The organism is Limnobacter sp. UBA7229, assembly GCF_002473065.1.
GTDB lineage: Bacteria > Pseudomonadota > Gammaproteobacteria > Burkholderiales > Burkholderiaceae_B > Limnobacter > Limnobacter profundi.
The window spans coordinates 477979-501940 of record NZ_DKTN01000022.1 but is presented as its reverse complement, the minus strand read 5'-3'; the positions used below and the strand labels follow the sequence as shown (position 1 = coordinate 501940).

23 protein-coding genes and 1 tRNA gene are annotated in these 23962 nt (G+C 51.0%); 12 read left to right on the top strand and 12 right to left on the bottom strand.

The window, feature by feature from the left end; genetic code table 11:
• Positions 1–39: 39 nt before the first annotated feature.
• Complete coding sequence (locus tag B4C79_RS14050) at positions 40–3315, bottom strand: DUF2126 domain-containing protein (protein ID WP_291751510.1); 3276 nt, start codon at positions 3313–3315, stop codon at positions 40–42.
• 59 nt (positions 3316–3374) lie between these two features.
• Between B4C79_RS14050 and B4C79_RS14045 the strand changes: the two genes are divergently transcribed.
• The 4 genes from B4C79_RS14045 to blaOXA are packed head-to-tail and all read left to right on the top strand — an operon-like array spanning position 3375 to position 6104.
• Positions 3375–3920, top strand: a complete 546-nt coding sequence (locus B4C79_RS14045) for a pyridoxamine 5'-phosphate oxidase family protein (RefSeq protein ID WP_291742908.1) — start codon at positions 3375–3377, stop codon at positions 3918–3920.
• Between the two features lie 54 nt (positions 3921–3974).
• The gene (yghU, locus tag B4C79_RS14040) at positions 3975–4826 is read left to right on the top strand and encodes a glutathione-dependent disulfide-bond oxidoreductase (RefSeq protein ID WP_291742910.1); all 852 of its coding nucleotides are present in this window, start codon (positions 3975–3977) and stop codon (positions 4824–4826) included.
• Between the two features lie 56 nt (positions 4827–4882).
• Positions 4883–5278 carry a hypothetical protein gene (locus tag B4C79_RS14035; RefSeq protein WP_291742914.1) on the top strand — a complete coding sequence of 132 codons (396 nt, stop codon included), beginning with the start codon at positions 4883–4885 and terminating at the stop codon, positions 5276–5278.
• Between the two features lie 16 nt (positions 5279–5294).
• Positions 5295–6104 (top strand): class D beta-lactamase, encoded by an 810-nt coding sequence (blaOXA, locus tag B4C79_RS14030; protein WP_348677505.1) that lies wholly within the window; start codon positions 5295–5297, stop codon positions 6102–6104.
• Between the two features lie 28 nt (positions 6105–6132).
• Here blaOXA and iscX read toward each other — a convergent pair whose 3' ends face one another.
• From iscX to uvrB, 10 genes are all read right to left on the bottom strand, one after another.
• On the bottom strand, positions 6133–6327 hold the full coding sequence (gene iscX, locus B4C79_RS14025) for a Fe-S cluster assembly protein IscX (RefSeq protein ID WP_105029833.1): 195 nt from the start codon (positions 6325–6327) through the stop codon (positions 6133–6135).
• Between the two features lie 16 nt (positions 6328–6343).
• A complete protein-coding gene (fdx, locus tag B4C79_RS14020) occupies positions 6344–6682 on the bottom strand; it encodes an ISC system 2Fe-2S type ferredoxin (protein ID WP_291742918.1) in 339 nt (112 codons plus the stop codon).
• 32 nt (positions 6683–6714) lie between these two features.
• Entirely contained in the window at positions 6715–8598 is a 1884-nt protein-coding gene (hscA, locus tag B4C79_RS14015) for a Fe-S protein assembly chaperone HscA (protein WP_291751513.1), read from the bottom strand.
• Positions 8598–9146 carry a Fe-S protein assembly co-chaperone HscB gene (hscB, locus tag B4C79_RS14010; RefSeq protein WP_291743357.1) on the bottom strand — a complete coding sequence of 183 codons (549 nt, stop codon included), beginning with the start codon at positions 9144–9146 and terminating at the stop codon, positions 8598–8600. Before hscB ends, hscA begins: the two co-directional genes overlap by 1 nt.
• Positions 9146–9469 (bottom strand): iron-sulfur cluster assembly protein IscA, encoded by a 324-nt coding sequence (iscA, locus tag B4C79_RS14005; RefSeq protein WP_291743354.1) that lies wholly within the window; start codon positions 9467–9469, stop codon positions 9146–9148. Before iscA ends, hscB begins: the two co-directional genes overlap by 1 nt.
• A 34-nt stretch (positions 9470–9503) precedes the next feature.
• Positions 9504–9884: a Fe-S cluster assembly scaffold IscU gene (gene iscU / locus B4C79_RS14000; protein ID WP_008251917.1), complete on the bottom strand. Its 381-nt coding sequence runs from the start codon at positions 9882–9884 to the stop codon at positions 9504–9506.
• A 27-nt stretch (positions 9885–9911) separates the two neighbouring features.
• Complete coding sequence (locus tag B4C79_RS13995) at positions 9912–11123, bottom strand: IscS subfamily cysteine desulfurase (protein ID WP_291743351.1); 1212 nt, start codon at positions 11121–11123, stop codon at positions 9912–9914.
• Positions 11124–11150: 27 nt separating this feature from the next.
• Complete coding sequence (gene iscR, locus B4C79_RS13990) at positions 11151–11633, bottom strand: Fe-S cluster assembly transcriptional regulator IscR (protein WP_171098392.1); 483 nt, start codon at positions 11631–11633, stop codon at positions 11151–11153.
• Positions 11634–11820: 187 nt separating this feature from the next.
• Positions 11821–12312: a low molecular weight protein-tyrosine-phosphatase gene (locus B4C79_RS13985; RefSeq protein WP_105028673.1), complete on the bottom strand. Its 492-nt coding sequence runs from the start codon at positions 12310–12312 to the stop codon at positions 11821–11823.
• A 72-nt stretch (positions 12313–12384) separates the two neighbouring features.
• The gene (uvrB, locus tag B4C79_RS13980) at positions 12385–14448 is read right to left on the bottom strand and encodes an excinuclease ABC subunit UvrB (protein ID WP_291743347.1); all 2064 of its coding nucleotides are present in this window, start codon (positions 14446–14448) and stop codon (positions 12385–12387) included.
• 236 nt (positions 14449–14684) lie between these two features.
• Between uvrB and B4C79_RS13975 the strand changes: the two genes are divergently transcribed.
• The 7 genes from B4C79_RS13975 to B4C79_RS13945 all read left to right on the top strand — a co-directional run bounded on the left by B4C79_RS13975 (position 14685) and on the right by B4C79_RS13945 (position 21377).
• Positions 14685–15872 carry a pyridoxal phosphate-dependent aminotransferase gene (locus tag B4C79_RS13975; RefSeq protein ID WP_291743344.1) on the top strand — a complete coding sequence of 396 codons (1188 nt, stop codon included), beginning with the start codon at positions 14685–14687 and terminating at the stop codon, positions 15870–15872.
• Between the two features lie 132 nt (positions 15873–16004).
• Positions 16005–16080, top strand: a tRNA-Asn gene (locus B4C79_RS13970).
• A 264-nt stretch (positions 16081–16344) separates the two neighbouring features.
• Positions 16345–17583 (top strand): tyrosine-type recombinase/integrase, encoded by a 1239-nt coding sequence (locus tag B4C79_RS13965; protein WP_291762663.1) that lies wholly within the window; start codon positions 16345–16347, stop codon positions 17581–17583.
• A gap of 418 nt (positions 17584–18001) precedes the next feature.
• Complete coding sequence (locus B4C79_RS13960) at positions 18002–18688, top strand: helix-turn-helix domain-containing protein (protein ID WP_291751522.1); 687 nt, start codon at positions 18002–18004, stop codon at positions 18686–18688.
• 247 nt (positions 18689–18935) lie between these two features.
• Positions 18936–20282 (top strand): tyrosine-type recombinase/integrase, encoded by a 1347-nt coding sequence (locus B4C79_RS13955; RefSeq protein WP_291751525.1) that lies wholly within the window; start codon positions 18936–18938, stop codon positions 20280–20282.
• 399 nt (positions 20283–20681) lie between these two features.
• Positions 20682–21110 carry a DUF6088 family protein gene (locus B4C79_RS13950; protein ID WP_291751527.1) on the top strand — a complete coding sequence of 143 codons (429 nt, stop codon included), beginning with the start codon at positions 20682–20684 and terminating at the stop codon, positions 21108–21110.
• 75 nt (positions 21111–21185) lie between these two features.
• Positions 21186–21377: a hypothetical protein gene (locus B4C79_RS13945; RefSeq protein ID WP_291751529.1), complete on the top strand. Its 192-nt coding sequence runs from the start codon at positions 21186–21188 to the stop codon at positions 21375–21377.
• 157 nt (positions 21378–21534) lie between these two features.
• Here B4C79_RS13945 and B4C79_RS13940 read toward each other — a convergent pair whose 3' ends face one another.
• Positions 21535–21846, bottom strand: a complete 312-nt coding sequence (locus B4C79_RS13940; RefSeq protein WP_291751531.1) for a hypothetical protein — start codon at positions 21844–21846, stop codon at positions 21535–21537.
• A 140-nt stretch (positions 21847–21986) separates the two neighbouring features.
• On the opposite strand from B4C79_RS13940, the gene B4C79_RS13935 reads away from it, so the two are divergent.
• Positions 21987–23624 carry a DUF3987 domain-containing protein gene (locus B4C79_RS13935; RefSeq protein ID WP_291751532.1) on the top strand — a complete coding sequence of 546 codons (1638 nt, stop codon included), beginning with the start codon at positions 21987–21989 and terminating at the stop codon, positions 23622–23624.
• The last annotated feature ends 338 nt before the right edge of the window (positions 23625–23962 follow it).

Genomic DNA, 23962 nt, shown 5'->3' with positions numbered 1-23962 from the left:
GCGGTCACTGCCTAAAGTTCGGTGCCCTATTGTAAATGCCTAACACCATCTTAGGTCCAGTGTGATGGGGAACTCGGGTCTTCCACTTGGGCTTTTTACACTAACCTTGCCATGGGTATGGCCCATGCGGAAGAAGCGGGTTAGGCGTCGGCTTTCTGCTTCGAAGGCATTCACCGGAAATAGGTCATAATTGCGCCCGCCCGGGTGGGCCACATGGTACTGGCAACCGCCCAGGCTGCGGCCATTCCATGTGTCGATCAAATCGAACACCAAGGGGGTGTGTACGCCAATGGTGGGGTGCAGGGCATTGGGTGGTTGCCAGGCCCTGTAGCGCACGCCAGCCACGTATTCGCCCTCGGTGCCAGTGCTGTGCAGGGGCACTTTCACACCATTGCAGGTCAGGGTGTAGCGTTCATCTACAAAGTTTTTTACTTTCACTTCCAGGCGTTCAAGTGAAGAATCGACATACCGCACAGTGCCACCGGGTGCGCCTTCCTCGCCCAATACGTGCCAGGGCTCCAGCGCGCTGAATAGCTCCACTTCAACACCACGGCTGGAAAAGTCGCCCATCTTCGGAAAACGGAATGCAAAGTGCGGTGCAAACCAGTCCATCTGGAACGGGAAACCGGCAGCATTCAGATCGGCCACAACATCTGCGATGTCGTTTTTGACGAAGGTGGAGAGCATGAACTGGTCGTGCAGGCGGGTACCCCATTTCACAAGCCTCGCCGTGTAGGGCGTTTTCCAGAATTTCGCAATCAGGGTGCGCAGCAGCAGTTGCTGTGCCAGGCTCATTTGCGCATTGGGTGGCATCTCGAACGCACGCAACTCAAGCAGGCCCAGGCGGCCTGTGGAGGTGTCGGGGCTGTACAGCTTGTCGATACAAAATTCGCTGCGGTGGGTGTTGCCAGTCGAATCGATCAAAATGTTGCGCAAAAGGCGATCGATAATCCACGGCGGCGGGTTGCCTCCATGCTTTTGCATTTGCCGATCCAGCTCAGTGAGTGCAAGTTCAAGTTCGTGAACCTGATCGCTGCGTGCTTCGTCTACGCGCGGGGCCTGGCTGGTGGGGCCAATAAACAGGCCTGAGAACAAATAGGATAAGCCTGGGTGGTTGTGCCAGTAACGCAGCAGGCTGCCCAGCAAATCAGGGCGACGCAAAAAAGGGCTGTGTTCGGGTGTTTCACCGCCCATCACGAAATGGTTGCCTCCACCCGTTCCACTGTGCCTGCCATCCAGCATGAATTTTTCGGTAGAAAGGCCAATCAGTCGTGCTTCTTCATACAAATTCGTGGTCAGGTGCAGCAGTTCACCCCAGTTTTTGCTGGGTTGAACATTCACCTCGAGCACGCCGGGGTCGGGTGTGACCTGCAGCATGGTCATGCGCTTGTCGCGTGGGGGCGGGTACCCTTCCAGCACCACAGGCTGGTTCATTGCCTCGGCGGTGTCCTCGATGCGGGCCACCAGTTCCAGGTAATCGTCCAGTACTTCCAAGGGTGGCATGAACACGTACAAGTGCCCGTTTCGGGCTTGAACGCACATTGCAGTGCGCACAATGTGCGTGGCCGATTCTTTCAATACCGGGGCTTTGTCATCGGCTACACTTGCTTTGGCCCCGGGCTTTTGCAGGGCCACGCGTGAAGGTGCTTCTGGTGCAAAAGGGTCGGCAGGAATTGTGTAGGGAAAATCTTTCTTGGCCACCCACGGTTGAGAATCCAGTGGCAGGCGGTAACCCATGGCTGAATCGCCCGGCACCAGATACATGCGTTCATCGCGCAAAAACCATTGCCCTGTGCGCCATTGACCTTTCGCCGATTGAATGGGCAGGCAATAGCCCACTTCCTCGGTCAGCCCTTGGGTAAACACCTTGTTCAGGCGTTTGCGTTCAAGTGGGTCGTCCAGCCTTGAGTCGAATGGATCGACGTTCACAGGCAGTTTGCGCTCTCGCCACATGTAGTACCAGGCATCTTCGAAACCGGGCATGACATAGCGTGGGTGAAGCCCCAAGCGGCTGCACAACCCTTCGATGAATTGTTTGGCAGTGGCATTGCCGACTTTGCCATGCGCTTGTTCATGGCTGAGCAGTTTCGGATTCTTCCAGATGGCTTCGCCACTTTTCAGCCAGTACATCGACAGCGCCCAACGCGGCAGTTGCTCGCCGGGGTACCACTTGCCTTGCCCAAAGTGATACAGGCCTCCCTTGCCGTAATACTTGGCCAGCTTGTTCAGCATCTTGATGCCGTATTCGCGTTTGGTGGGGCCCAGCGCGTCGATATTCCACTCGGCAGCACCTCGATCAGTGTTGGCCACAAAAGTGGGTTCGCCACCCATGGTCAGGCGCACGTCGAGCGAGTCCAGTGCCTTGTCCACTTCGAAGCCCAGCGCCTCAATGCCTTTCCATTGTTCTTCGTTGTAGGGCTTGCTGGTGCGCGGCGACTCATACACCCGCTGCACGCTCATTTCATGTTCAAATTCAACTTCACATTCATCCAGCGTGCCAGTGATGGGGGCTGCACTGCCAGGCTCGGGAGTGCACGCCAAGGGTATGTGCCCTTCGCCAGCCAGCAAACCAGAAGTGGGGTCCAGCCCTATCCAGCCGGCACCGGGCAAATACACCTCGCACCAGGCATGCAGGTCGGTGAAATCTTTCTCCGGGCCATCAGGGCCGTCGATGGCTTTGACATCGCTTGTGAGTTGGATCAGGTAGCCCGAGGCAAACCTTGCCGCCATGCCCAGCCGGCGGAATATTTGTACCATGAGCCATGCCGTGTCACGGCAGGAACCCGACCCACTGTTCAGTGTTTCATCCGGCGTTTGCACGCCCGGTTCCATGCGGATCAGGTACTTGATTCGTTTCGCCAAATCCTGATTCAGGGCCACCAGAAAGTCGATGGTTTTAACCCGGCTCAGGTTCATCTCGGCCATGTAGGCGTTGAATGCCTTGCCCGTGTGGCAGGGCACCAGATAAGGTGCAAGTTCCTGGTCCAGTGATTCGTCGTATTTGAAGGGGAAGAATTCGGCCGCTTCTTCGAGGAAAAAATCGAAGGGATTCAGCACCGACATTTCAGCCACAAGATCCACCGCGATTTCCAGCATCTCGGTGCGCTCTGGAAATATCAAGCGCCCCATGTAATTGCTTTGCGGGTCTTGTTGCCAATTGATGAAGTGGGTTTGCGGCAACACCTTCATGCTGTATGAAAGGATGCGCGTGCGGCAGTGCGGGGCTGGGCGTAAACGCACCACTTGGGGGCCCAGGTTGATCAGGCGATCGTAGCGGTAGCGTGTAATATGGCGCAGAGCAACGTGAATAGACACTGTGTAATCCCAAAAATGAAGCCGAACAAACAAAACCTGTTTACGGCATGGAGAGAAGCATGAACCATGCCGAAGAAATCTGGAAAACTTTGGTGCGCGCCACGGTGGACAAAAAACACCCTTGGCGTGTCGTGGGTTTCAGCACGGCAGGCCCGAAAGGCCCCCAAGTACGCTCGGTCATCTTGAGGGCCGTCAACACTGACAGTCATCAACTGGTGTTTTACACCGATCGCCGAAGCCAGAAAATGGCCGATATTGCCCACGATTCACGTGTGGCGCTTTTGTTTTGGAACCCACGAAGCAACACCCAGCTTCGAGTATGTGGCATTGCAGCGCCGCAGACCAGTGAATTGATTGTGAACAGTCTTTGGGCACGTATCCCCGAATACGCCCGAAAAGACTACGCAACCCTGAGCGCCCCCGGTGACGCACTCACAGGGGGAGATCTGGTTTACGACCTTGATAGAGCGCGTGCCAACTTTGTGGTGTTGAACGTGAAAGTATTGAGTCTTGAACTGCTGGAATTGAAACGGGAAGGGCATGTCAGGTTTCGTTGCGATCTTGACGAAACTGGACACTGGGTTCATCAAAACATGATCCCCTAAGGGTATCCTGAACCTTGAGTTTTTTTGAGTAGTCAGCAAAGTGAGGTTTTAGCCATGAGCGACACGAAATATACACCACCCAAAGTTTGGGTTTGGGACAAGGAAAGCGGCGGCAAGTTTGCCAATATCAATCGCCCGATTGCCGGTGCTACACACAACAAAGAATTGCCTGTGGGCGAGCATCCCTTGCAGCTTTATTCACTGGCCACGCCCAACGGCGTGAAGGTCACAGTGATGCTGGAAGAATTGCTCGCTCTTGGCCACACAGGTGCTGAATACGACGCCTGGTTGATCAATATTTCCAACGGCGACCAGTTCAGCAGTGGCTTCGTGGACGTGAACCCCAACAGTAAAATTCCAGCCCTGCTGGACCGCAGTACGAACCCGGCGACGCGGGTTTTTGAGTCGGGCTCAATCCTGTTGTACCTCGCCGAAAAGTTCAAGGCATTCTTGCCCACTGACCCAGCCAAGCGAACAGAAACCTTGTCTTGGTTGTTCTGGCAAATGGGCAGTGCGCCGATGCTGGGTGGTGGTTTTGGGCACTTTTACGCCTATGCACCCGAGAAGTATGAGTACCCAATCAACCGCTACGCAATGGAAGTGAAACGCCAGCTTGATGTGCTGGATCGTCAGCTGGCCAACCACGAGTACATTTCTGGCAGCGAATACACGATTGCGGACATGGCCATTTGGCCTTGGTACGGTGCATTGGTCACCAACAAGGTGTACGAGGCTGCCGAGTTTCTGGAGGCCCACACTTACACCAATGTGCTGCGCTGGACCCATGAAATTGCCAAACGCCCAGCGGTTATTCGCGGGCGAATGGTGAATCGCGCTTGGGGTGAACCCAATGAGCAGGTGCTTGAGCGGCACAGTGCCAGCGATTTCGACGGCAAAGCCATTTAACGGCCGCCGGCTGGGGCACAATGTGCCCTTTCTTTGATTGGCAGTGGAGTTTTATTGTGTACAAACTTGCGTTTGCATTGGTAGTGGCTGGTTTGGCGGGTTGCGCGTCAACCCATGACTTGTCCAAAGGCAGCAACATGCTGGGTGGTGGTTACAAACAAGAGGAAATGGGCTCAGGCTTGTTTTACATTTATGCGCGTTCTAATCACGCCCCTTGGACCAATCTTGAAGCCGCCCGAACAACTTGGCGTACCGGAGCGGAGCGGGCTTGCGCGTCTGCTGAATACGATGAACTCGCCATTGAAGAAAACGAGAAAGACACCGGTCTGCAAAACAGCAGTGGCGTGCGTTACCTGGTCACTGAGCGAACCGGGTATGCCAAATGCGATTCATCGACGTTAAGCAGCGCAGAGATCAATCAGATTATCGGAAAGGACTCCGCAGTTCGATAATCACCGGGGAGAGTGAATGCGTTTGTTCAGCGCAGTTTTCGTTGTGTGCTTCATGTTAGTAAGCACCGTGCATAGCGCATCCACACCCGTGGTGCATGAACGACAGGACTGGAAAACATTTTTCGATCAGCACGATGCCGTGGGCACGCTCGTCGTGTTGGACCAACGCAGCGCCAATGCTGTTTTCCAGGTTTACAACTCCAAGCGAGCCAGCACCCCTTACCTGCCAGCCTCCACTTACAAAATTCCTCATGCCTTGTTTGCACTGGAACATGGTGTGGTGAAAGACGAGTTTCAGGTTTTTAAGTGGGATGGAAAAAAGCGCGATTTCGACGTGTGGAATTCTGATCACAACTTGCGCTCGTCCATGCGTGGCTCTGTGGTGTGGGTGTATCAGTGGATGGCGCAACAAATTGGTGAACAAGCCGCCAAAACCTATCTTGAAAAAGCAGACTACGGCAACGCAGACCCCAGTGGTGGAAAAGACGGTTACTGGCTGGATGGAAACATTCGAATCAATGCTTTTGAGCAAATCAGTTTTCTACAAAAACTGTATGCGAACAGTTTGCCTTTCAGGGTAGAGCATCAGCGCCTTGTGAAAGACATCATTGTTGTCGAGGCGGGACGAGACTGGATACTGCGCGCAAAAACAGGCTGGGAGGGCAGCTTTGGCTGGTGGGTCGGTTACGTTGAATGGCCTAACGGCCCGGTATTTTTTGCTTTGAACATCGACACACCCAACCGTATAGGCGACCTGCCCAAGCGAGAAGCGATTACCCGGGCAGTGCTGCAGTCGATGCAGGCCTTGCCTGCAACAGACCGGTAAGTGTCGAATCAGCCCAACTCAGGGTTGATCAGTCCTGTTCTTCAATCCAGGTCATCTGGATTGCTTCCAGAATTTTCTCATTCGATTTTTCTGGATCATCGTTGAAGCCTGGCAGGGCGCATACCCACTTGTGCAAATCCGTGAAGCGAATGTACTGCGGGTCAACATCAGGATGAGCGTCAATCAGCTCCAGCGCAATGTCCAGCGTGTCGGTCCATTTCATGTTGCTGCCTCCTTGATCAGTGATTCTCACGTGCGTGGTTGATCGTGTACTTCGGCAATTCAACCACCAGGTTTTTGTCAGCCACTTTCACCTGGCAAGACAAACGGCTTTGAGGTGTCAGGCCCCAGGCCATGTCCAGCAAATCATCTTCGTCATCATCGCTTTCGTTCAGGCTGTTGAAGCCCTCCTTGATCACCACATGGCAGGTGGTGCAGGCACAGCTCATTTCGCAGGCATGTTCCAGTGCAATGTCGTTTTTCAGAATGGCTTCGCAAAGCTGTGCGCCCACCGGCACTTCAAATGTTTTGCCTTCCGGGCACAAACTTTCATGGGGCAAAATTTTAATAATCGGCATTTCTCAATCTCTCGTGTTCTGTTGTGTTGCGTTTATTTCGCAGCGCCACCCAGGGTGGTGCTCACAGTGTCAATGGTTTTACCTGTCAATGCTTTGCGTATACCAGCGTCCATGCGGCGCGCTGCAAAGTCCTCTGTCAGATGGCTCAAGTCTTCAATGCCCTTTTCAATGGCGCGTAAATCGTCTGTTTGCGCCAATTCACGCAATGCATTCACACTGGCGTTGATCGTTTCAAGCTCGCTGGCGTCAAGCAGTTCACTGTCCTTGCCAATCGCAGCTTCAACCGATTCCACCAAGCGCATGGCCTCAACTTGTTGCTCGCGAAGCTGACGTGCATTCATGTCGGCTTCGGCGAATTCAAAGCTGTTTTTCAGCATGCCTGCGATTTGATCGTCGTCCAACCCGTAGGAAGGTTTCACGGTGATGTTGGCTGAAACACCTGAACCGGTTTCCATGGCATTCACAGCCAGCAAGCCGTCGGCATCCACCTGGAAGGTGACGCGAATGCGCGCAGCACCGGCCACCATGGGTGGAATACCCCGCAATTCGAACCTTGCAAGTGAACGATTTTCAGACACAAGCTCGCGTTCGCCCTGAACCACGTGAATGGCCATGGCAGTTTGACCGTCTTTGAAGGTGGTGAATTCTTGCGCACGCGCCACAGGAATGGTGCTGTTGCGGTTGATCACGCGCTCGGTTAAACCACCCATGGTTTCAAGGCCAAGGCTTAAGGGTATTACGTCAAGCAACAGCAGCTCATCGTCGCTGCGGTTGCCCGCCAAGGTGTCTGCTTGAATGGCAGCACCAATGGCCACAACCTCATCCGGGTTCAAATTCACCAGCGGGTCTTTGCCAAAAAATGCTTTCACTGCTTTGCGAATGACTGGCATACGGGTAGAACCGCCCACCATGACCACACCATCAATTTCCTCGGTACTTAAGCCAGCATCTCGAAGGGTTTTGCGTGCGGCCTGAATGGTGCGTTTCACCAGCGGTTCAACAATGGTCTCGAATTGCTCGGCGGTCACTGTTTCAGCGATGGTTTCGCCGCTTTTGAATTCAACACTGAGAAAGGCAGTGTGCTCATGCGAAATTTGTTCCTTCACTCGGCGGCAAGCCATCACAAGGCGCGAACGTTGTTGTGGGTTCAGTTCCTGAAACCCGTGCGTGGCAATAAAGTGATCAGCCATTGCGCGATCGAAATCATCGCCACCCAAGGCAGAATCGCCACCCGTGGCCAGCACCTCAAATACACCACCTTGCAATCGCAAAATGGATACATCAAATGTGCCGCCACCCAAATCGAACACCACAAATTGCCCTTGCGCTTTTTGATCAAGGCCATAAGCCACAGCGGCGGCGGTGGGTTCGTTGATTAGTCGCAGTACGTTCAAGCCGGCCAGTTGAGCAGCGTCTTTGGTGGCCTGGCGTTGGGCGTCGTCAAAGTAAGCGGGCACAGTTATCACAGCGCCCACCAGCTCACCACCCAAGGTGGCCTCTGCACGTTTGCGCAAGTTGCGCAGAATATCGGCAGACACTTCAACCGGGCTCTTGGTGCCGTAATCAGTTTCAATTTCAACCATGCCGCCTGAATCTTTGACACGGTAGGGCAGGTTCAAGCCTTCTACGTCCTTGAAGCCGCGACCCATCAGGCGTTTGACGGAGAACACCGTGTTGAACGGGTCGGTGTCGGCGCAGGCCAAAGCATCTTCGCCCATGTTTTTTACGCCGGTTTCGCCGTAGCGAACCACGCTGGGCAAAATAACGCGGCCAGAAGAATCGGGTAAACATTCGGCACTGCCGCTTCGCACGCTGGCCACCAGCGAGTGCGTGGTGCCCAGGTCGATGCCCGCAGCAAGCCTGTGCTCGTGGGGCGCAGTCGACATGCCGGGTTCGGCAATTTGTAACAAAGCCATTAGCTGGCGTCCTCCAGTTGCTCCAATTTCTTGGTCAACTCAATCATGAATTTGTCGATAAACAGCAAGGCCTGCGCGGTGGCGTTGGCCGCCTGCGCATTCTTCTCGCTGTCAATTTGCTGCGCAATCAGTGCAAGACAACGTTTCTTTTCTGCAGCCACTTCATCCAGCAAGTTTTCGAGTGCCTCAACGCTGTCAATTTCTTCCAGTGCTTCACGCCACTCCATTTGCTGCATCAGCAGGGCGGGTGGCAAGTTGCTTTGCTGCCCACGCGGGTTTTCACCGTTTAGCTCACACCAGTAAATGGCGCGTTCCATGGGGTTCTGCAAGCGCTTGTATGCTTCGTTAACCCGTGTGGCCCATTGCACCGCCAGCCGTTTTTCTTGAGCGCTGGAATTTGCAAAACGGTCGGGGTGAGTTTGACTTTGCAGGCGCAGGTACGAAGCAGAAAGGGCTGCGCTGTCCAGATCAAACTGGCAGGGCAACCCAAAAATTTCAAAGTCGTTGTCGCTAAGCTTGATTGCTGACTTATTTGCCGAATTAGCCATTACACTGTGAAGCTTTCACCACAGCCGCAGCGCGCCTTTTCGTTGGGGTTGTTGAATTTGAAACCCTCATTCAGACCTTCGCGTGCGAAGTCCAGTTCAATGCCCTCAAGGTAGGGCATGCTTTTCGGGTCCACAAACAGTTTTACACCATGGGCCTCGAACACATTGTCCTCAATGGCTACAACATCGACAAACTCAAGTTTGTAAGCCATGCCGGAACAGCCGGTGGTGCGCACACCAATACGCAAGCCAATTCCCTTTCCGCGTTTGGTCAGGAACTTGCTGATGTGGTCGGCGGCGCGCTCAGTCAATGTAATCGCCATGGTGTTCAATTCCTTTTCAACAACTTTTCAACGATCAAGCATGCTTCTTTTTGTAATCTTCAACTGCGGCCTTGATGGCGTCTTCAGCCAAAATGGAGCAGTGAATTTTTACAGGCGGCAATGCCAGTTCTTCGGCGATGGCGGTGTTCTTGATTTCCAAAGCCTGATCCAGAGTTTTGCCCTTGACCCACTCGGTTACCAATGAAGACGATGCAATGGCTGAGCCACAGCCATAAGTTTTAAACTTTGCATCGGTAATTACGCCATCTTCACCCACCTTGATTTGCAGCTTCATTACGTCGCCGCAAGCAGGTGCACCCACCATGCCTGTGCCCACTTCGTCGTCGCCCTTTTCGAACGAACCTACGTTGCGGGGGTTTTCATAGTGGTCCAAAACTTTTTCGCTGTATGCCATGGTACTTCTCCTCAATCTTTAAATATTTCAGTGCTCTGCCCATTGAACGGTGCTCAAATCGACGCCGTCCAGGTGCATTTCCCACAGGGGCGACAATTCGCGCAACTTCGCCACTTTGGTTTTCATCAGTTCGATGGTGAAATCAACATCCGCTTCGGTGGTGAAACGGCCAATCGAGAAACGAATGGAGCTGTGCGCCAATTCGTCGCTGCGACCCAAGGCGCGCAACACATAAGAAGGCTCCAGCGATGCCGATGTACAGGCTGAACCGGAGGACACAGCAATGTCTTTCACGGCCATGATCAGCGATTCGCCTTCCACAAAATTGAAGCTCACGTTCAGGTTGTGTGGAATACGTTTTTCCAGGTCGCCATTCACATAAATTTCGTCAATCACTTTCAGGCCGTTCAGCAAGCGGTCACGCAGTGCTTTCATGCGGGGCAGTTCGCTGGCCATTTCTTCTTTGGCAATTCGGAAAGCTTCCCCCATGCCCACAATTTGATGGGTGGCCAAGGTGCCGGAGCGCATGCCGCGCTCGTGGCCGCCACCGTGAATTTGTGCGTCGATTCGAATGCGGGGCTTGCGACGCACATACAATGCACCAATGCCTTTGGGACCGTATGTTTTGTGGGCGCAGAAGCTCATCAAATCGACTTTCAGCTTTTGCAGGTCAATTTCAACTTTGCCTGTGGCTTGTGCGGCATCCACGTGGAAAATGATGCCTTTCTCGCGGCACAGTTCGCCAATGGCTGGAATGTCTTGAATCACGCCAATTTCGTTGTTCACGAACATCACTGAAATCAATACTGTATCGGGGCGAATGGCGGCTTTCAAAGCGTCCATGTCCAACAATCCATTTTCCTGAACGTCCATGTAGGTGGCTTCAAAGCCATGGCGTTCCAGGTCGCGGAAGGTGTCCAGCACGGCCTTGTGTTCAGTTTTTACAGTAATAATGTGCTTGCCTTTGGTTTCGCCGTAAAACAGCGCCGCACCTTTGATGGCCAGGTTGTTCGATTCGGTTGCGCCAGAGGTCCACACGATTTCACGTGGGTCGGCATTCACCAAAGCGGCAACATCTTCACGGGCTTTTTCAACTGCTTCCTCGGCGGTCCAGCCATAGGCATGGCTGCGAGATGCCGGGTTGCCAAAGCTTTCACGCAGGAAAGGGATCATGGCGTCGGCTACACGCGGATCCACAGGTGTGGTGGCGCTGTAATCGAGGTAAATCGGCATCTTCATAGTGTGTGTGCTCCAATCAACTGCTGTTTAATGTGTGTGCTGTGCGGCTGCCGCATTAGATGCTGCTGGCCTTTCACGAAACTGAATGGTTCGTTCCGCGTCTTTCTGTTTGTGCTTTTCAACCAGGCATTGCAAGGTCACCGAGCCCAGGTATTCAAGCATTTTGGTATTCAGGCTGCTCCACAGGTCGTGCGTCATGCACTGGCCTTCGTCGGTGCAGTTTTCCTTGCCGCCGCATTGCGTGGCGTCCAGAGGTTCGTCCACTGCCAAAATAACGTCGGCGACGCTGACTTCCTTCAGGGCGCGGGCAATATGATAACCGCCACCGGGACCTCGAACGCTTTCGACCAGCTCGTGGCGGCGCAACTTGGAGAACAACTGCTCCAGGTACGACAGTGAAATGTTCTGGCGCTGGCTGATGCCGGCGAGCGAAACCGGCCCCGTGTCTTGCTGCAAGGCAAGATCAATCATGGCTGTGACGGCAAATCTGCCTTTCGTGGTCAATCGCATGGCAACCCTTTTTAATTCCTACTATTTTGGTCAAGTATAGCAAAGTTGACTGTTTTACTCAAGTATTCAAGCGGTTTGAAAGGCTAGGGGAAACCTTGATTTGACGCGGGGAATCGACAAACAAAAACCGCCAGCCAAGGCCAGCGGTTTTTGATTTCAGCGCCCGCCAATGGCGGTTTGTGCCGTTTTATGCGGCAGCGAACTGAAACACGCGCTTGCGCAACACCTCCAACAAGCCCGTGCAGCTGTCTTCAATGTAGTTCAGTACGGTGTCGAAACCATCGGGGCCGCCATAATAGGGGTCGGGCACGGTGGCTTCGTCGTGTTCAGTGGCGTAGCGCATCATCAACTGAATTTTGTGCGCGTACTGGCGTGGGCACTGCTGTTGCAGCAGGCTCATATTGTCCCAGTCCATGGCCAAAATCATGTCGCTGTCGCGGAAATCGTCTGCTGTGACCTGGCGTGAAATCAGGCCGGAAATGTCGTAACCACGCTTGGCAGCGGCAGCAACCGCGCGGGGATCGGGCGTTTTGTCCAAATGGTAGGCATGCGTGCCGGCTGACTCAACAGAAATTTCATGGTCAAGACCCGCTTCGCTTACCATCTGCCTGAAAACGCCTTCCGCTGTTGGTGAGCGGCAGATGTTTCCCATGCACACAAACAAAACTTTGCTTTTCATATTGGCTTCCTATTGTCCTGAACCCATTAAAGTAAAACTCTTAAAACCTGTACGACGCGCTGCATCACCTTGTCAGGCGCTGCGCTTGGCATCCAGCGATGTCACATTCGAATCGCCCTTGCTGCCAAACAACTGTTCTTTCAACAAACCCAACTGGTCGCGGGCCTGGGCTGCTTTTTCAAACTCCAGGTTCTTCGCGTGGTCCAGCATGAGTTTCTCAAGCCGTTTAATTTCTTTTGCCAACTGCTTTTCACCCAGCGGTGCAACTTCCATGGCCTTGTCGGCCTTGCGTTGCCTTGAAGCATTTGGATCAAACACGCCGTCAATAAGTTCCTTGATCTGCTTGTTCACGCCCCGTGGGGTAATACCATTGGCCGTGTTGAACTCAATTTGCTTGTTTCTGCGGCGGGTGGTTTCGCCAATCGCCAATTCCATGGAATTGGTAACCCGGTCTGCATACAAAATGGCTTTGCCGTTCAAGTTGCGGGCGGCGCGGCCAATGGTTTGAATCAAACTGCGTTCACTGCGCAAAAAGCCTTCTTTGTCGGCATCCAGTATTGCAACTAGGGACACTTCCGGAATATCCAAGCCCTCGCGCAACAAATTAATTCCGACCAGCACATCAAATTCACCCAAACGCAGGTCACGGATAATTTCAACGCGCTCTACGGTGTCGATGTCAGAGTGCAAATAGCGCACGCGCACGCCATTGTCGCTGAGGTAATCAGTGAGGTCTTCGGCCATGCGCTTGGTCAACGTTGTGACCAATACTCGATCGCCAGCTCGAGTTCGTTCGTGAATCTCGCTGAGCAGGTCATCGACCTGGGTGGTGGCAGGGCGCACCTCAATCACAGGATCAATCAGCCCTGTGGGGCGCACCACTTGTTCAACCACTTGGCCAGAATGCTCTTTCTCGTAATTCGAGGGCGTGGCTGAAACAAACACTGTTTGCCGCATTTTGGACTCGAATTCTTCGAAACGCAAGGGGCGGTTGTCCATGGCAGATGGTAGACGAAAGCCGAAGTTAACCAAAGTTTCCTTGCGAGACCTGTCTCCACGGTACATTCCGCCCAGTTGGCCAATGGTGACGTGGCTTTCGTCAATGATCATCAAGCCGTCTTTGGGCAGGTAATCGATTAGCGTGGGGGGCGGCTCACCTGGTGCTGCGCCTGACATGTGGCGGCTGTAGTTCTCGATGCCTTTGCAAAAACCAAGTTCGGCCAGCATTTCCAGGTCGAAACGGGTGCGCTGTTCAAGGCGTTGGGCCTCGACCAGTTTTCCGGTTTTCACAAAGAAATCAAGCTGTTCGCGCAATTCGTCCTTGATGGTTTCAATTGCACGCAGCACCGTGGCGCGGGGCGTCACATAGTGGCTGCTTGGGTAAATCGTGAAACGGGGCAGCTTTTGGCGAATTTTACCGGTGAGCGGGTCAAACAGCTGAATACCGTCAATTTCATCATCAAACAGGTCAATTCGAACCGCCAGTTCAGAATGTTCGGCTGGGTATACGTCGATCGTGTCGCCTCGAACCCGGAAGGTGCCTCGTGTGAAATCCAGGTCGTTGCGCTTGTACTGCATGGCAATCAAGCGCTTCAGAATATCGCGCTGGCTGAGCTTGTCACCATGGCGAATGCTCAGAATCATGGCGTGGTAATCGGATGGATCACCAATGCCGTAAATGCAGCTTACAGTGCCAACAATAATGGTATCGCGGCGTTCCAGCAGGCTTTTTGTGGCTGAAAGCCGCATTTGTTCAATGTGCTCGTTGATCGAGCTGTCTTTCTCGATGAACAGGTCGCGGCTGGGTACGTACGCCTCGGGCTGGTAGTAGTCGTAATAGCTGACGAAGTATTCCACCGCGTTTTTGGGGAAGAATTCGCGCATTTCGGCATACAACTGGGCAGCCAGTGTTTTGTTGGGGGCCAGCACCAGGGCAGGGCGTCCAGTTTGGGCTATTACATTGGCCATGGTGAAGGTTTTGCCTGAACCCGTTACACCCAGCAGGGTTTGGAATACCTCACCGTCGTTAACGCCCTCAACCAGTTTTTCGATCGCAGTCGGTTGGTCGCCAGCCGGGGAATAGGGCTGGTAAAGCTCGAACGGACTGTTGGGGTAACTGATAAATCCAGGGGCCATGTTAAACTGCAAGTCTTGATGCGAGGCAACCACAAAGCACACAGGTTTTAGCCAATGATTAACCCAACGGGTTGAACCTTCTGGCCAATCCCGTAGAATTACGGAGTTGCATCATTGGGCTGATGGCTGCAGAAATTTCGCAGCATTTTGTGATAAGCCAATCCTGCATTATCGTCGGAAACTAGTTTTATTTCCAGACTTGACTTTTTCTTTTTCCACTCCCAGACAACGGAATCATGCTTTCAAATCGCGCACTTACGATCAAACCTTCCCCTACACTTGCCGTGACAGCCAAGGCGGCCCAACTGAAAGCCGAGGGTAAAGACATTATCGGCTTGGGCGCAGGTGAACCCGACTTCGATACCCCTGACCACATCAAGGAAGCTGCCAAGAAAGCGATTGACGCCGGTTTTACCAAGTACACCGCAGTGGGCGGCACAGTTGGTTTGAAAAACGCGGTGATCGCCAAACTGAAGCGCGACAATGGCCTTGAATACAAGCCCAATGAAGTGGTGGTGGGCGTGGGCGGCAAGCAATGTATTTTCAACATGATTCTGGCCACCATCAACGATGGTGACGAGGTAGTAATTCCTGCCCCTTACTGGGTGAGCTACGCAGACATCGTTGAGATTGCCGGTGGCGTGCCCAAACTGGTGTTTGCCGGCATTGAGCAGGGCTTCAAAATGACAGCTGCCCAACTGGAAGCTGCTATTACCCCCAAAACAAAGATGTTCATGATCAACAGCCCGAGCAACCCTACAGGCGCTGTTTACACCAAAGAAGAACTGGCTGCATTGGGCGAAGTGCTGTTGAAGCACCCCAATATTTTGGTGGCCACCGATGACATGTACGAGCACATCAACCTGACTGGTACACCGTTTGTGAATATTGTGAACGCCTGCCCAGCCCTGAAAGACCGCACCATCGTGTTGAATGGCGTTTCCAAGGCTTACAGCATGACCGGTTGGCGCATTGGTTTTGCCGCAGGCCCAGCCAAGCTGATTGATGTGATGACCAACCTGCAAAGCCAGTCCACTTCCAACCCCACTTCAATTTCACAAGTGGCTGCGGAAGCTGCCTTGAATGGCGACCAGGATTGTTTGAAGCCTATGGTGGCTGCATTCCGTGAGCGCAACGAGTTTGTGACCAAGGCTTTGAACGCTGTTCCCACCATTCAGTGTTTGAAAGCGGAAGGTGCTTTCTACGCGTTTGTGGATGCGCGCAAGGCGATCGAAAAGTTGGCTGCTGAAGGCAAGATCAAGGCTGCAAACGACCTGGAGTTGACGGCTTACCTGCTGGAAGCCGGTGTGGCGGTGGTGCCTGGTTCTGCTTTTGGTGCGGAAGGTTACTTCCGTATTTCATTTGCAACCAGCATGAGCAACCTGGAAAAAGCCTGCGATCGCATTGCGAAAGCATTGGGTTAAGGGTCAGAAAGGGTCAGATTGACTAAGGATTAGGCAAGCGGGAAGGTTTTTGTCATTGATTTGCCTTAAATGGCCACTAAGTGTTTATTTAGGGTTGCGCAAAAAAATTTCGCTGCTATAATCTCGGCTCTTTCCCCGATAGCTCAGTCGGTAGAGCGACGGACTGTTAATCCGCAGGTCCCTGGTTCGAGTCCAGGTCGGGGAGCCAAATAAAACAAGGGCTTGCAGCGATGCAAGCCCTTTTGTTTTGGTGTTTTGGTCATTTGATAGCGCAAATGATAGCGATTGATAGCGCTATCAACAACCAAGTGTTGCGCATGCGTGCGCTTCACTGCGGTGATGGTGCTGGGTTGAAAAGTCTGCCATCGCAACTTGGATGGTATGAAGTTCAGTCGATATCACTGACTCAAAAAAACACATCAATCATTTTTTGCATTTCCAGTTTTTCAATTCGACTGGAGTTCAATGCAAGATGTCTAAATCCACAAAACCATTTCGATACCGAGGCCGCTGGCGTGCCACTTTGACGCTGCCCAACGGCACGCGTCCCACGAAAGATTTCGAGTCGTACGATGACGCGCTCTTGTTTCTTGCAGAACAGCGCGCCATTGCTTCAGACATGAACGCGCCTGAGTTGGGCGGCCCCACCATGGCCACCCTAGCGCAAGCGCTTGGGCATTATGCGCAGCTGATGACAGTGGCCAAGAAAGGCGCAAGGGCAGAGCTGAATCGAATCAACCATTATTTAAAAGCGGATGGTTCGCCAATCTTTAAGCTAGTACTGAATGGAGAGAATTCCTGGGCCTTGCAAGCGTATGAACCAACTGTGCCCAAAGGCTTTACAGCGCATCTAAAGCGCCGTCAGGCTCAAGGTAACTTGGTTACCCAGGTCATCAAAAAATTGGCAGTGCTGCGGTGCAGTCAATTGAATGGCGTTCGCTTTCGCGAACTCATGACGGCGATGCGGGCATCGGGTCTATCAGAGAGCACCATACAAAAAGAAATTGCCTTGATTCGCCACATGTTCAACGTTGCACGCACGGAGTGGGGCTGGCGAGGTTTTGAAAATCCAACTCTGGGATTGAAACTGGGTAAATCAGAGATTCGTTTTGTGAAGCTCACTGACGCCCAGCGCCAAGCTGTTTTTAAGGCTCTTCAAGAGTGTAGGAGCCCTTACATATGGCCCATGGCGCAAATTGCGCTAGAGACCACCCTGAGGGTGGGCAGTCTATTAAGTATGCGGTGGTCACAAACTGATTTAGAAAATCGCGTTGTAGTGACTGAGAGCAAGACAGGGCCAGTGGCCATCCCGTTATCGATTCATGCCGTCCAAGTCTTGACTGATTTATATGAACGCCCAGGTCGAGACCGAGAGGACGACCGCGTGTTTCCGATGACGTACAACGCGGTTCAAATGGCTTGGGAGGGTGTGCGAGAAAAAGCCGGTGTGCCCACCTTGCAGTTCAAAGACCTTCGCCATGTGGGTGCGACGGATTACGCGAAACTTGGACTGAATGCTCATGAGCTGAAGGTCATTCTTGGTCATAAGTCTACAAGGATGGCTGAAGTGTATGTGAATCTTGCTGCGGTGGATTTGCTTCAAAAATTAGACCAAGCCGCGCCCCGCGGGCCGAGCACACGTGTTTTAGGGCAGGGTACGAATTCAGGGCCTAAAGTTCTGCCCTTTGGTAGGGTTGCCAAAAGGCGGTAGGCGTCACCATTAGCTCACTTTATTGTTAATTCGAACAGACAATTTAAAACTCAAAAGCAAACAGAGGTTTGGGGTTGTACTTGGCGCCCTTGGTCCACCACCAATCGCTTTGGTGGTGATGGCCACCAGGAACTTGTACCAAATCAGAAACGAGAAGGGGCGCGCCACAGCGTTTTTGCAGTCCCAGCTTTTTTGTTGAAGTACTACTTGGTCATTTGTTCGTCATGGGCGTGGCAAGAAAGCATGTTCTTGGAGCCTTCAGTTTCCATGTGGTCCATGGAGGTGATTTTCTGGTGTCAGATTGCTGTCGTGTTGCTGTCGTGTTGCTGTCGTGTTGCTGTCGTGTTGCTGTCGTGGTCTCAAATGCTCACAATCAAGATACTAAGGATGTCTGAATTTAAAAAAGGAATCCGGGAAAATGTCTAACACCACACACCATGCAGAGCCACGTCTTTTGACTGATGCTGAAATCGGACGGTTAATCAAACTGTTGAGAGAAATAAGGCAGTGGTCTCAAGAGCAGCTTGCAGACATTGCCAAAATACATGTGAGAACCGTTCAGCGCGTTGAGAACGGAAAAGGTGCCAGTTCTGTCACGCGGCGAGCTTTGGCTGTTGCGTTTGATTTTGAAGACATCGATGCGTTGAACAAACCGTTTGCCATTCCGACCCAGGCCCAAGCGGAAGAGCAGAAAAGAAAGTTTGAACAAGAGAACATCACACTGAAAGTTGAAACGTTGTGTGACGGTCGTCAGCTGGGTCGGTTAGTGGAGGGCGCGATGGGGCTACAAATGACCGAAGCCGCAGAGCTCAGTGCGCAGGCGGCAGCCTCTTTTGCTCAGCTTACAGACTATCTTACTGACTATGCCGATTGCCATGAGCTATATTCCGCGACTGATAAGCTGACTTTTTATGAAGAGTTGTCCAACATGTTGACAGAACTTTCAGAGCAAGGATTTTCAGTTGTGGGTGGACTAAGAAATATGGCTTTAAAGAGCACCCAGGACCAACCAGAGATGCCCATCAAAGTGGCTTATTTGGCTGCGTTTGCTAAAGGGTCCGAACCCAAGCAATTCGCGGTTTCACGGCATGTGCGCTTTGGATGAGAAATTTGCTTAATGGCTCAGTGATGGGTTTGGCCAGGGTTGCCGTTTGCCAGCCCCAATCCAATCCTGGGGACTGGCAAACAAGGCTGTGACAGTTGACGCTGTTTAGCAAACTTATCACGAGTGATAATTGATTGAACTTCGGGCGATTTCTGTTTGCATCAATCTCAACTAAATTTTGAACTTGGCGACAAGTGCGACAAATTAAGGTGATTGATTTTATTGGGAAAATGTAATTATTCAACAGGTGTTTGCTGGCGACACTATTAATTTGATTTGGCTGGGTTTTGTTAATTTATCACTTGCGATAACTGAAAGAGAGTTTGAGTTTTTTGTTTTGTTTACCTTGCCATCTCTACACATGTTTCAACTTAAAAAGGAACGTGTGATGACCAAGACAGCCCAACCCCAGCCTTTCAAATTTCGTAACGGCTACCGCGCACAAGTTACAAATCCAACCACAAAAAAGCGTGAGACCAAAGATTTTTCAACTCGTCGCGAAGCTCAGCTCTGGATTCATGAACGCCTGCATGCGTTGGCCACATTGTCAAAAGGTCGCCTGGGCGGGCCCGAGATGTGCACGCTGGCCGAGTTCTTGATTGAATATGCACACAGCAACATCCTTGCAAACGCGGGTTATGTTCAAGAATTAAATCGCGTGAGCTGTTATCTCGAAGCAGCCGGGCTGAAGCGCATCAAGGCTGTAAAAATTGGAGAAGTCGTTCGTATCGAAGAGCAAGAGGAAGTCAGCGAGAAAATGGCTGAATACCTGAAAAAAGCGCGTGAGTCGATTGAACCAGTCTGGGAATTGCGCGCTGAACTCGCTTCGAAACTCTGCAGCGAGTTGACTCGGGACGATTTTGCACAGTTGCAAAGTACTATGGCTCTTTGTGGCAACAGCCCAAGCACTATTCAAAAAGAGATTGCACTTATTCGAGCAGCGTTTAACGAAGCGATTGCCAACTGGGGTTGGACTGCGTTTAAAAACCCAACCGCGGGCTTCACATTAGGGAAGTCTAAGGTCGTGATTCCGAAGTACGAGATTGAACAAGTCGCCGACCTGGTTGTGAAGGCCAAAGAGCACAGCAACTCCCACATAGCCCCAGTTATTGAGTTAGCGCTGGAGACTTTGGTCCGCAAAGGCCAGCTTGTGTCTTTGAGATGGAGCGATATTGACTTTGCGAATTCATGCTGTACTGTCCGCATAAAGAAGTCCGCTCGAGCTGGAGGCGAGACGACAACTATTCCATTGACTCGTCATGCGGTTGGTGTCCTACGTTCAGTTCATGCTCAGAATCCAGACTCCAATCTTGTGTTCGAAGGTTTAACTGCTGAAATGCTAGACAACGCATTTGAGTCTTTACGTGAAAAGGTTGGTCTGACAGCCCTTCGATTCCACGACCTACGGCATATTGGCGCGACCTTATGCGCGAGGGCAAATATGAGTGCTCATCAATTAAGGCTTATGCTAGGGCACAAGACTCTGAATATGGCGCTCGTATATGTGAATCTCGCAGTGCAGGATGTGAAGAATTTTCTAGATGGTCATATGGGGGGTGCAGTTTTCAATCTCGAGCGCACCTATGCTGCCTAGGGCTGCCCTCGTTCTTCTTCTCACAAAGCAATTTGCGTTGAGTCAAAAGTGTCACAGCGCAGATTGCCCAAAGTTGATTTCTAACTCTCGCACTTGGTTTGGATGGACGTTCCAGAAACGCCCTGCATTCGCCAGGTAGCGCAGTATTTCTGTCAAGTTGTTCCCTGGTGTTCTAAGGCCTACCTTCTATTTTGACGGATGCGCTCTTTCGCTGGGTTCAGCTTTAACCGTCACTGTGTCTCCTTTCCACTCCCGGTAACGGCCGCTTTTGGGGATTCTGAGCGTGCATTAATCATGCACCTTTATGCACATATTGTGTATATGCAACTTATTGTAATTATTATAAAATCGGATATTAGAAGGATAGAGTGAACAGGTATTGGTCTAAAAGGTCACCTGATGAAGTTGGAAGATAGAATGGTTCGGTCGATTGCGCTTCGCAAAGGGTTTGTTGTGCTGCGTTCAGATTTTACTGACATGGGTGTGAGCGATTCTCAAATTACCCGTGTGCTTAATAAGTTGATTGCGCGGGGATTCATTCAGCGAGTCAGCCATGGGGCTTTTGTGAAAACTAGACTCAACAAGTTCACTGGGGAGTTGACACCAGCTGCCTCGCTCGAAGTGGTTGCAAAGGAGCTTTTTGAGAAACTCAAGGTTGATGTTCTGCCAAGTAATGGCTTGGTTGAATACAACTCCGGACTCACCACGCAAATCCCGCCAGGGGGCGCCGTAAGAGTCAAAGGCCGCAGAATAAATAGAAAGATTGTAGTCGCTGGACGAGAGATTCGTTATGAGAAAAGTCCCCGCAAGCCACTAGCTCATTTATGAGTGCCTCGAATCAAAAGAGTATTGTTTAGTGCTTGATGGTCAGGAGACCTGAAATTTAAAGATGGGGTGTTGATTGTGAGTAAGCAAATCAAAAAACAGCCAGAAACCGACGAAGAATTCGCAGACAGGGCAAGAATAGCCGCATCAAAAAGGCTTCGTGATGCCCAAACTCCTTTTAATTTAGAGGCTGTAGAAGCGGCGATATCAATGTCTGACGAAACTCATTTTGGAAACCTAAGCAAAAAAGTAGACAAAAAGGCTAGGTAGTATTTTCTATCATTTCTCTCGCTCAACCGTCCCTTGAAAGGACTTGGGCACCTGCCTAATAAGGCCCCTGTACAAGAAAAATCCGCCCATGCTGCGGCGGATTTTAAATCAATCATTGTTCAGTGGATTCATCTTTATTCTCGATACTTTGGCCGTGCTATGTGCTGCCTTCTTTCGTTTCGAGGTACTCCCGCAGGATTGCTGTGCGCACGGAACCACAGAGTATCAAGCTCACAATCATGTCGAGTTTATCTTCCGTTGATTCTGAGCTTTGGCTCAAGATTTCGTAAGTTAAACAAGCAATCAGTTCAAGTTCGTTCTCGGGGTCGAATGGCCTAGAATTCTTCTCATGAATTAAGCGGTGACCGTACTGGGTCAGCTTTAAATAATGTTCGACAATGCCCAGCTGCTTGCCTTTGGTTCGCAGTTGCTTGAAAAACCGCACTGCTCTGTACCGTTCTGATTTCATATAGCCTCCTTATTTGTGAGTCACTTATTTGCTCACTTGCGGTATAGGAAGCCCGTTTACAGGGGGTACCAGGTGTATTCAGAAAGTTGAGATTGCATCTCTTATACGTATTTCCAACATAACTACATTTAGGAAATACGATGACATCCAACAGAATTCCAAAAGCACCTTTCTATCGTTCTGGTGATTCGGCTGAAGAACTGCGTAACGATTATTCATCTGACACGGGAGCTTCAACAAACGTGGACGATTCCCAGGCTGGCTCAATTCTAGACTTTCACCTTCGCCAATCTAACGTTTCGGCTTTAACCCTTGGCAAAAGTAAATCACTCAACACACGCTATGGCCACGAAAGTCGTTTGTTAGCACAGCATGTTGAATCGGCTAAAAGCGGATTCTCTTGGGAGAATCCCCGTCCGCTTGATGCATTACTAGACACCCAAATTGAATTTCCAGTGGAAGCTTGTGGTGAGTTTCTGTCCCCGGTCGTGGCTGAAATTGCTGAGATTTGTCAGGCGCCCGTGGGTCTCGCCGCGAACGCTGTGTTGTCAGCCAGTGCTTTTGCCGTGCAGCGTTTGTACAACTGCGGACAGATGGGGCCATTGCCCCCTGAACCATGTTCCTTGTTTGTATTGTCTATTGCTGAGTCGGGTGATAGGAAAAGTGCTGTAGACGGGATGGCTTGCAGAGCAATTCGCCGCTGGGAGGAGAATTGCGTACGCAGCGGCGGTTATCCATTTGTCCGTCCCGCTGATGAAAAATTGCAAGAGGCTCAAAGTGGAAATTGGCCAAGTTCATCAATTGTCTTATTCACCGATGTTACATATGCAGATTTCAGTTCGCGCCTTATAAAAGGTAACTATCCAGCCGTCGGGATTTTTAGTGACGAGGCGGGTACGTTTTTTGGTAACTACTCAATGACTGCAGCGACACGACAATCTGCGGTCAGTGGTTACGTGACTCTGTGGAACAGCGGTGAGGTCTCACGTTATCGTCTAACCGACGAGAAAGGTAGCGGGAAGATTTTCAACCGACGGTTGACAATTAACCTTATGGCCCAGCCAATCTCCATGAAAGACACGCTTGCTGACCCTTACCTGCAGGCTCAAGGATTCCTGCCGCGTTTTTTAATTACCAACCCACCTTCACGAGCAGGTGGCCGATTTTTGCAGTACGAACAGTTTTGTGGCCAGCGAAAACTGTCCAAGAGTCTTCAAGATTACGAGTCGCGAATTCAGATGTTGCTTGAAACCCCGGTGTCAATCAATGGTGGGGCTGGGTTGATTACAAGAAATATTGAGGTTTCTGATGCCGCTCAATATCAATTCGTCAATCTTTACAACGAGTTTGAGAAAGACCTGAGGACAGATGATTTGGCTTTTCCTGCACAGCTTAGGCCATTCCAAGCGCGAGTAGCTCAACATGCGAGACGAATCGCTACTGTCTTGGCGGTCATGAATGGTGAACAGTCAGTCAGTGAAACCACCATGGTTTCTGCTTTTCAAATTGCTGAACATTCTCTTGATACCTGGAGAAATTTAATCGGCTGTAATAATGCCGAACGCATTTATTCAGAGGCACAGCAACTATTGAATTGGATGGCTCAAAAACCCAAATACAGAACCATCAGGGACCTACAGCGTTATGGTCCGCGATTTGTACGCGAATGTTCTTCTCGATTAAGAAGTCTTGTGGAGTTGTTGGAAGAGTATCATTGGATTCGATATGATATTAATAGTAAATCACTGGATATTAATTTAACTGTATTAAAAAATTAATTTTAAAATGTTTCTATTTTATAGTTTAAAAATATACATTTATTTTTAAAAAATTTATAAAAATAAACGTATGTATAAAATAATTTTCTATACTCCAAGCAATTTTGCAAAGAAAAATTGCTTGGATGTTCACGACATTTTAATCTATAGGTTGATAACCGGAAGTTTTTCTCTGTGAGTTATTTATTTTTTATTTTCAATGTGTTATAAAAGTATCGTTAATTTATTTGGTATTTTTATTTTGATTGAAAAAAATGTAAATAAGATTTCTGATTCATACCGATTCGGCTCGTTATCAGCGCCTAGTAAAGTGTCGTTTTCATTGTCCAAGCTACATA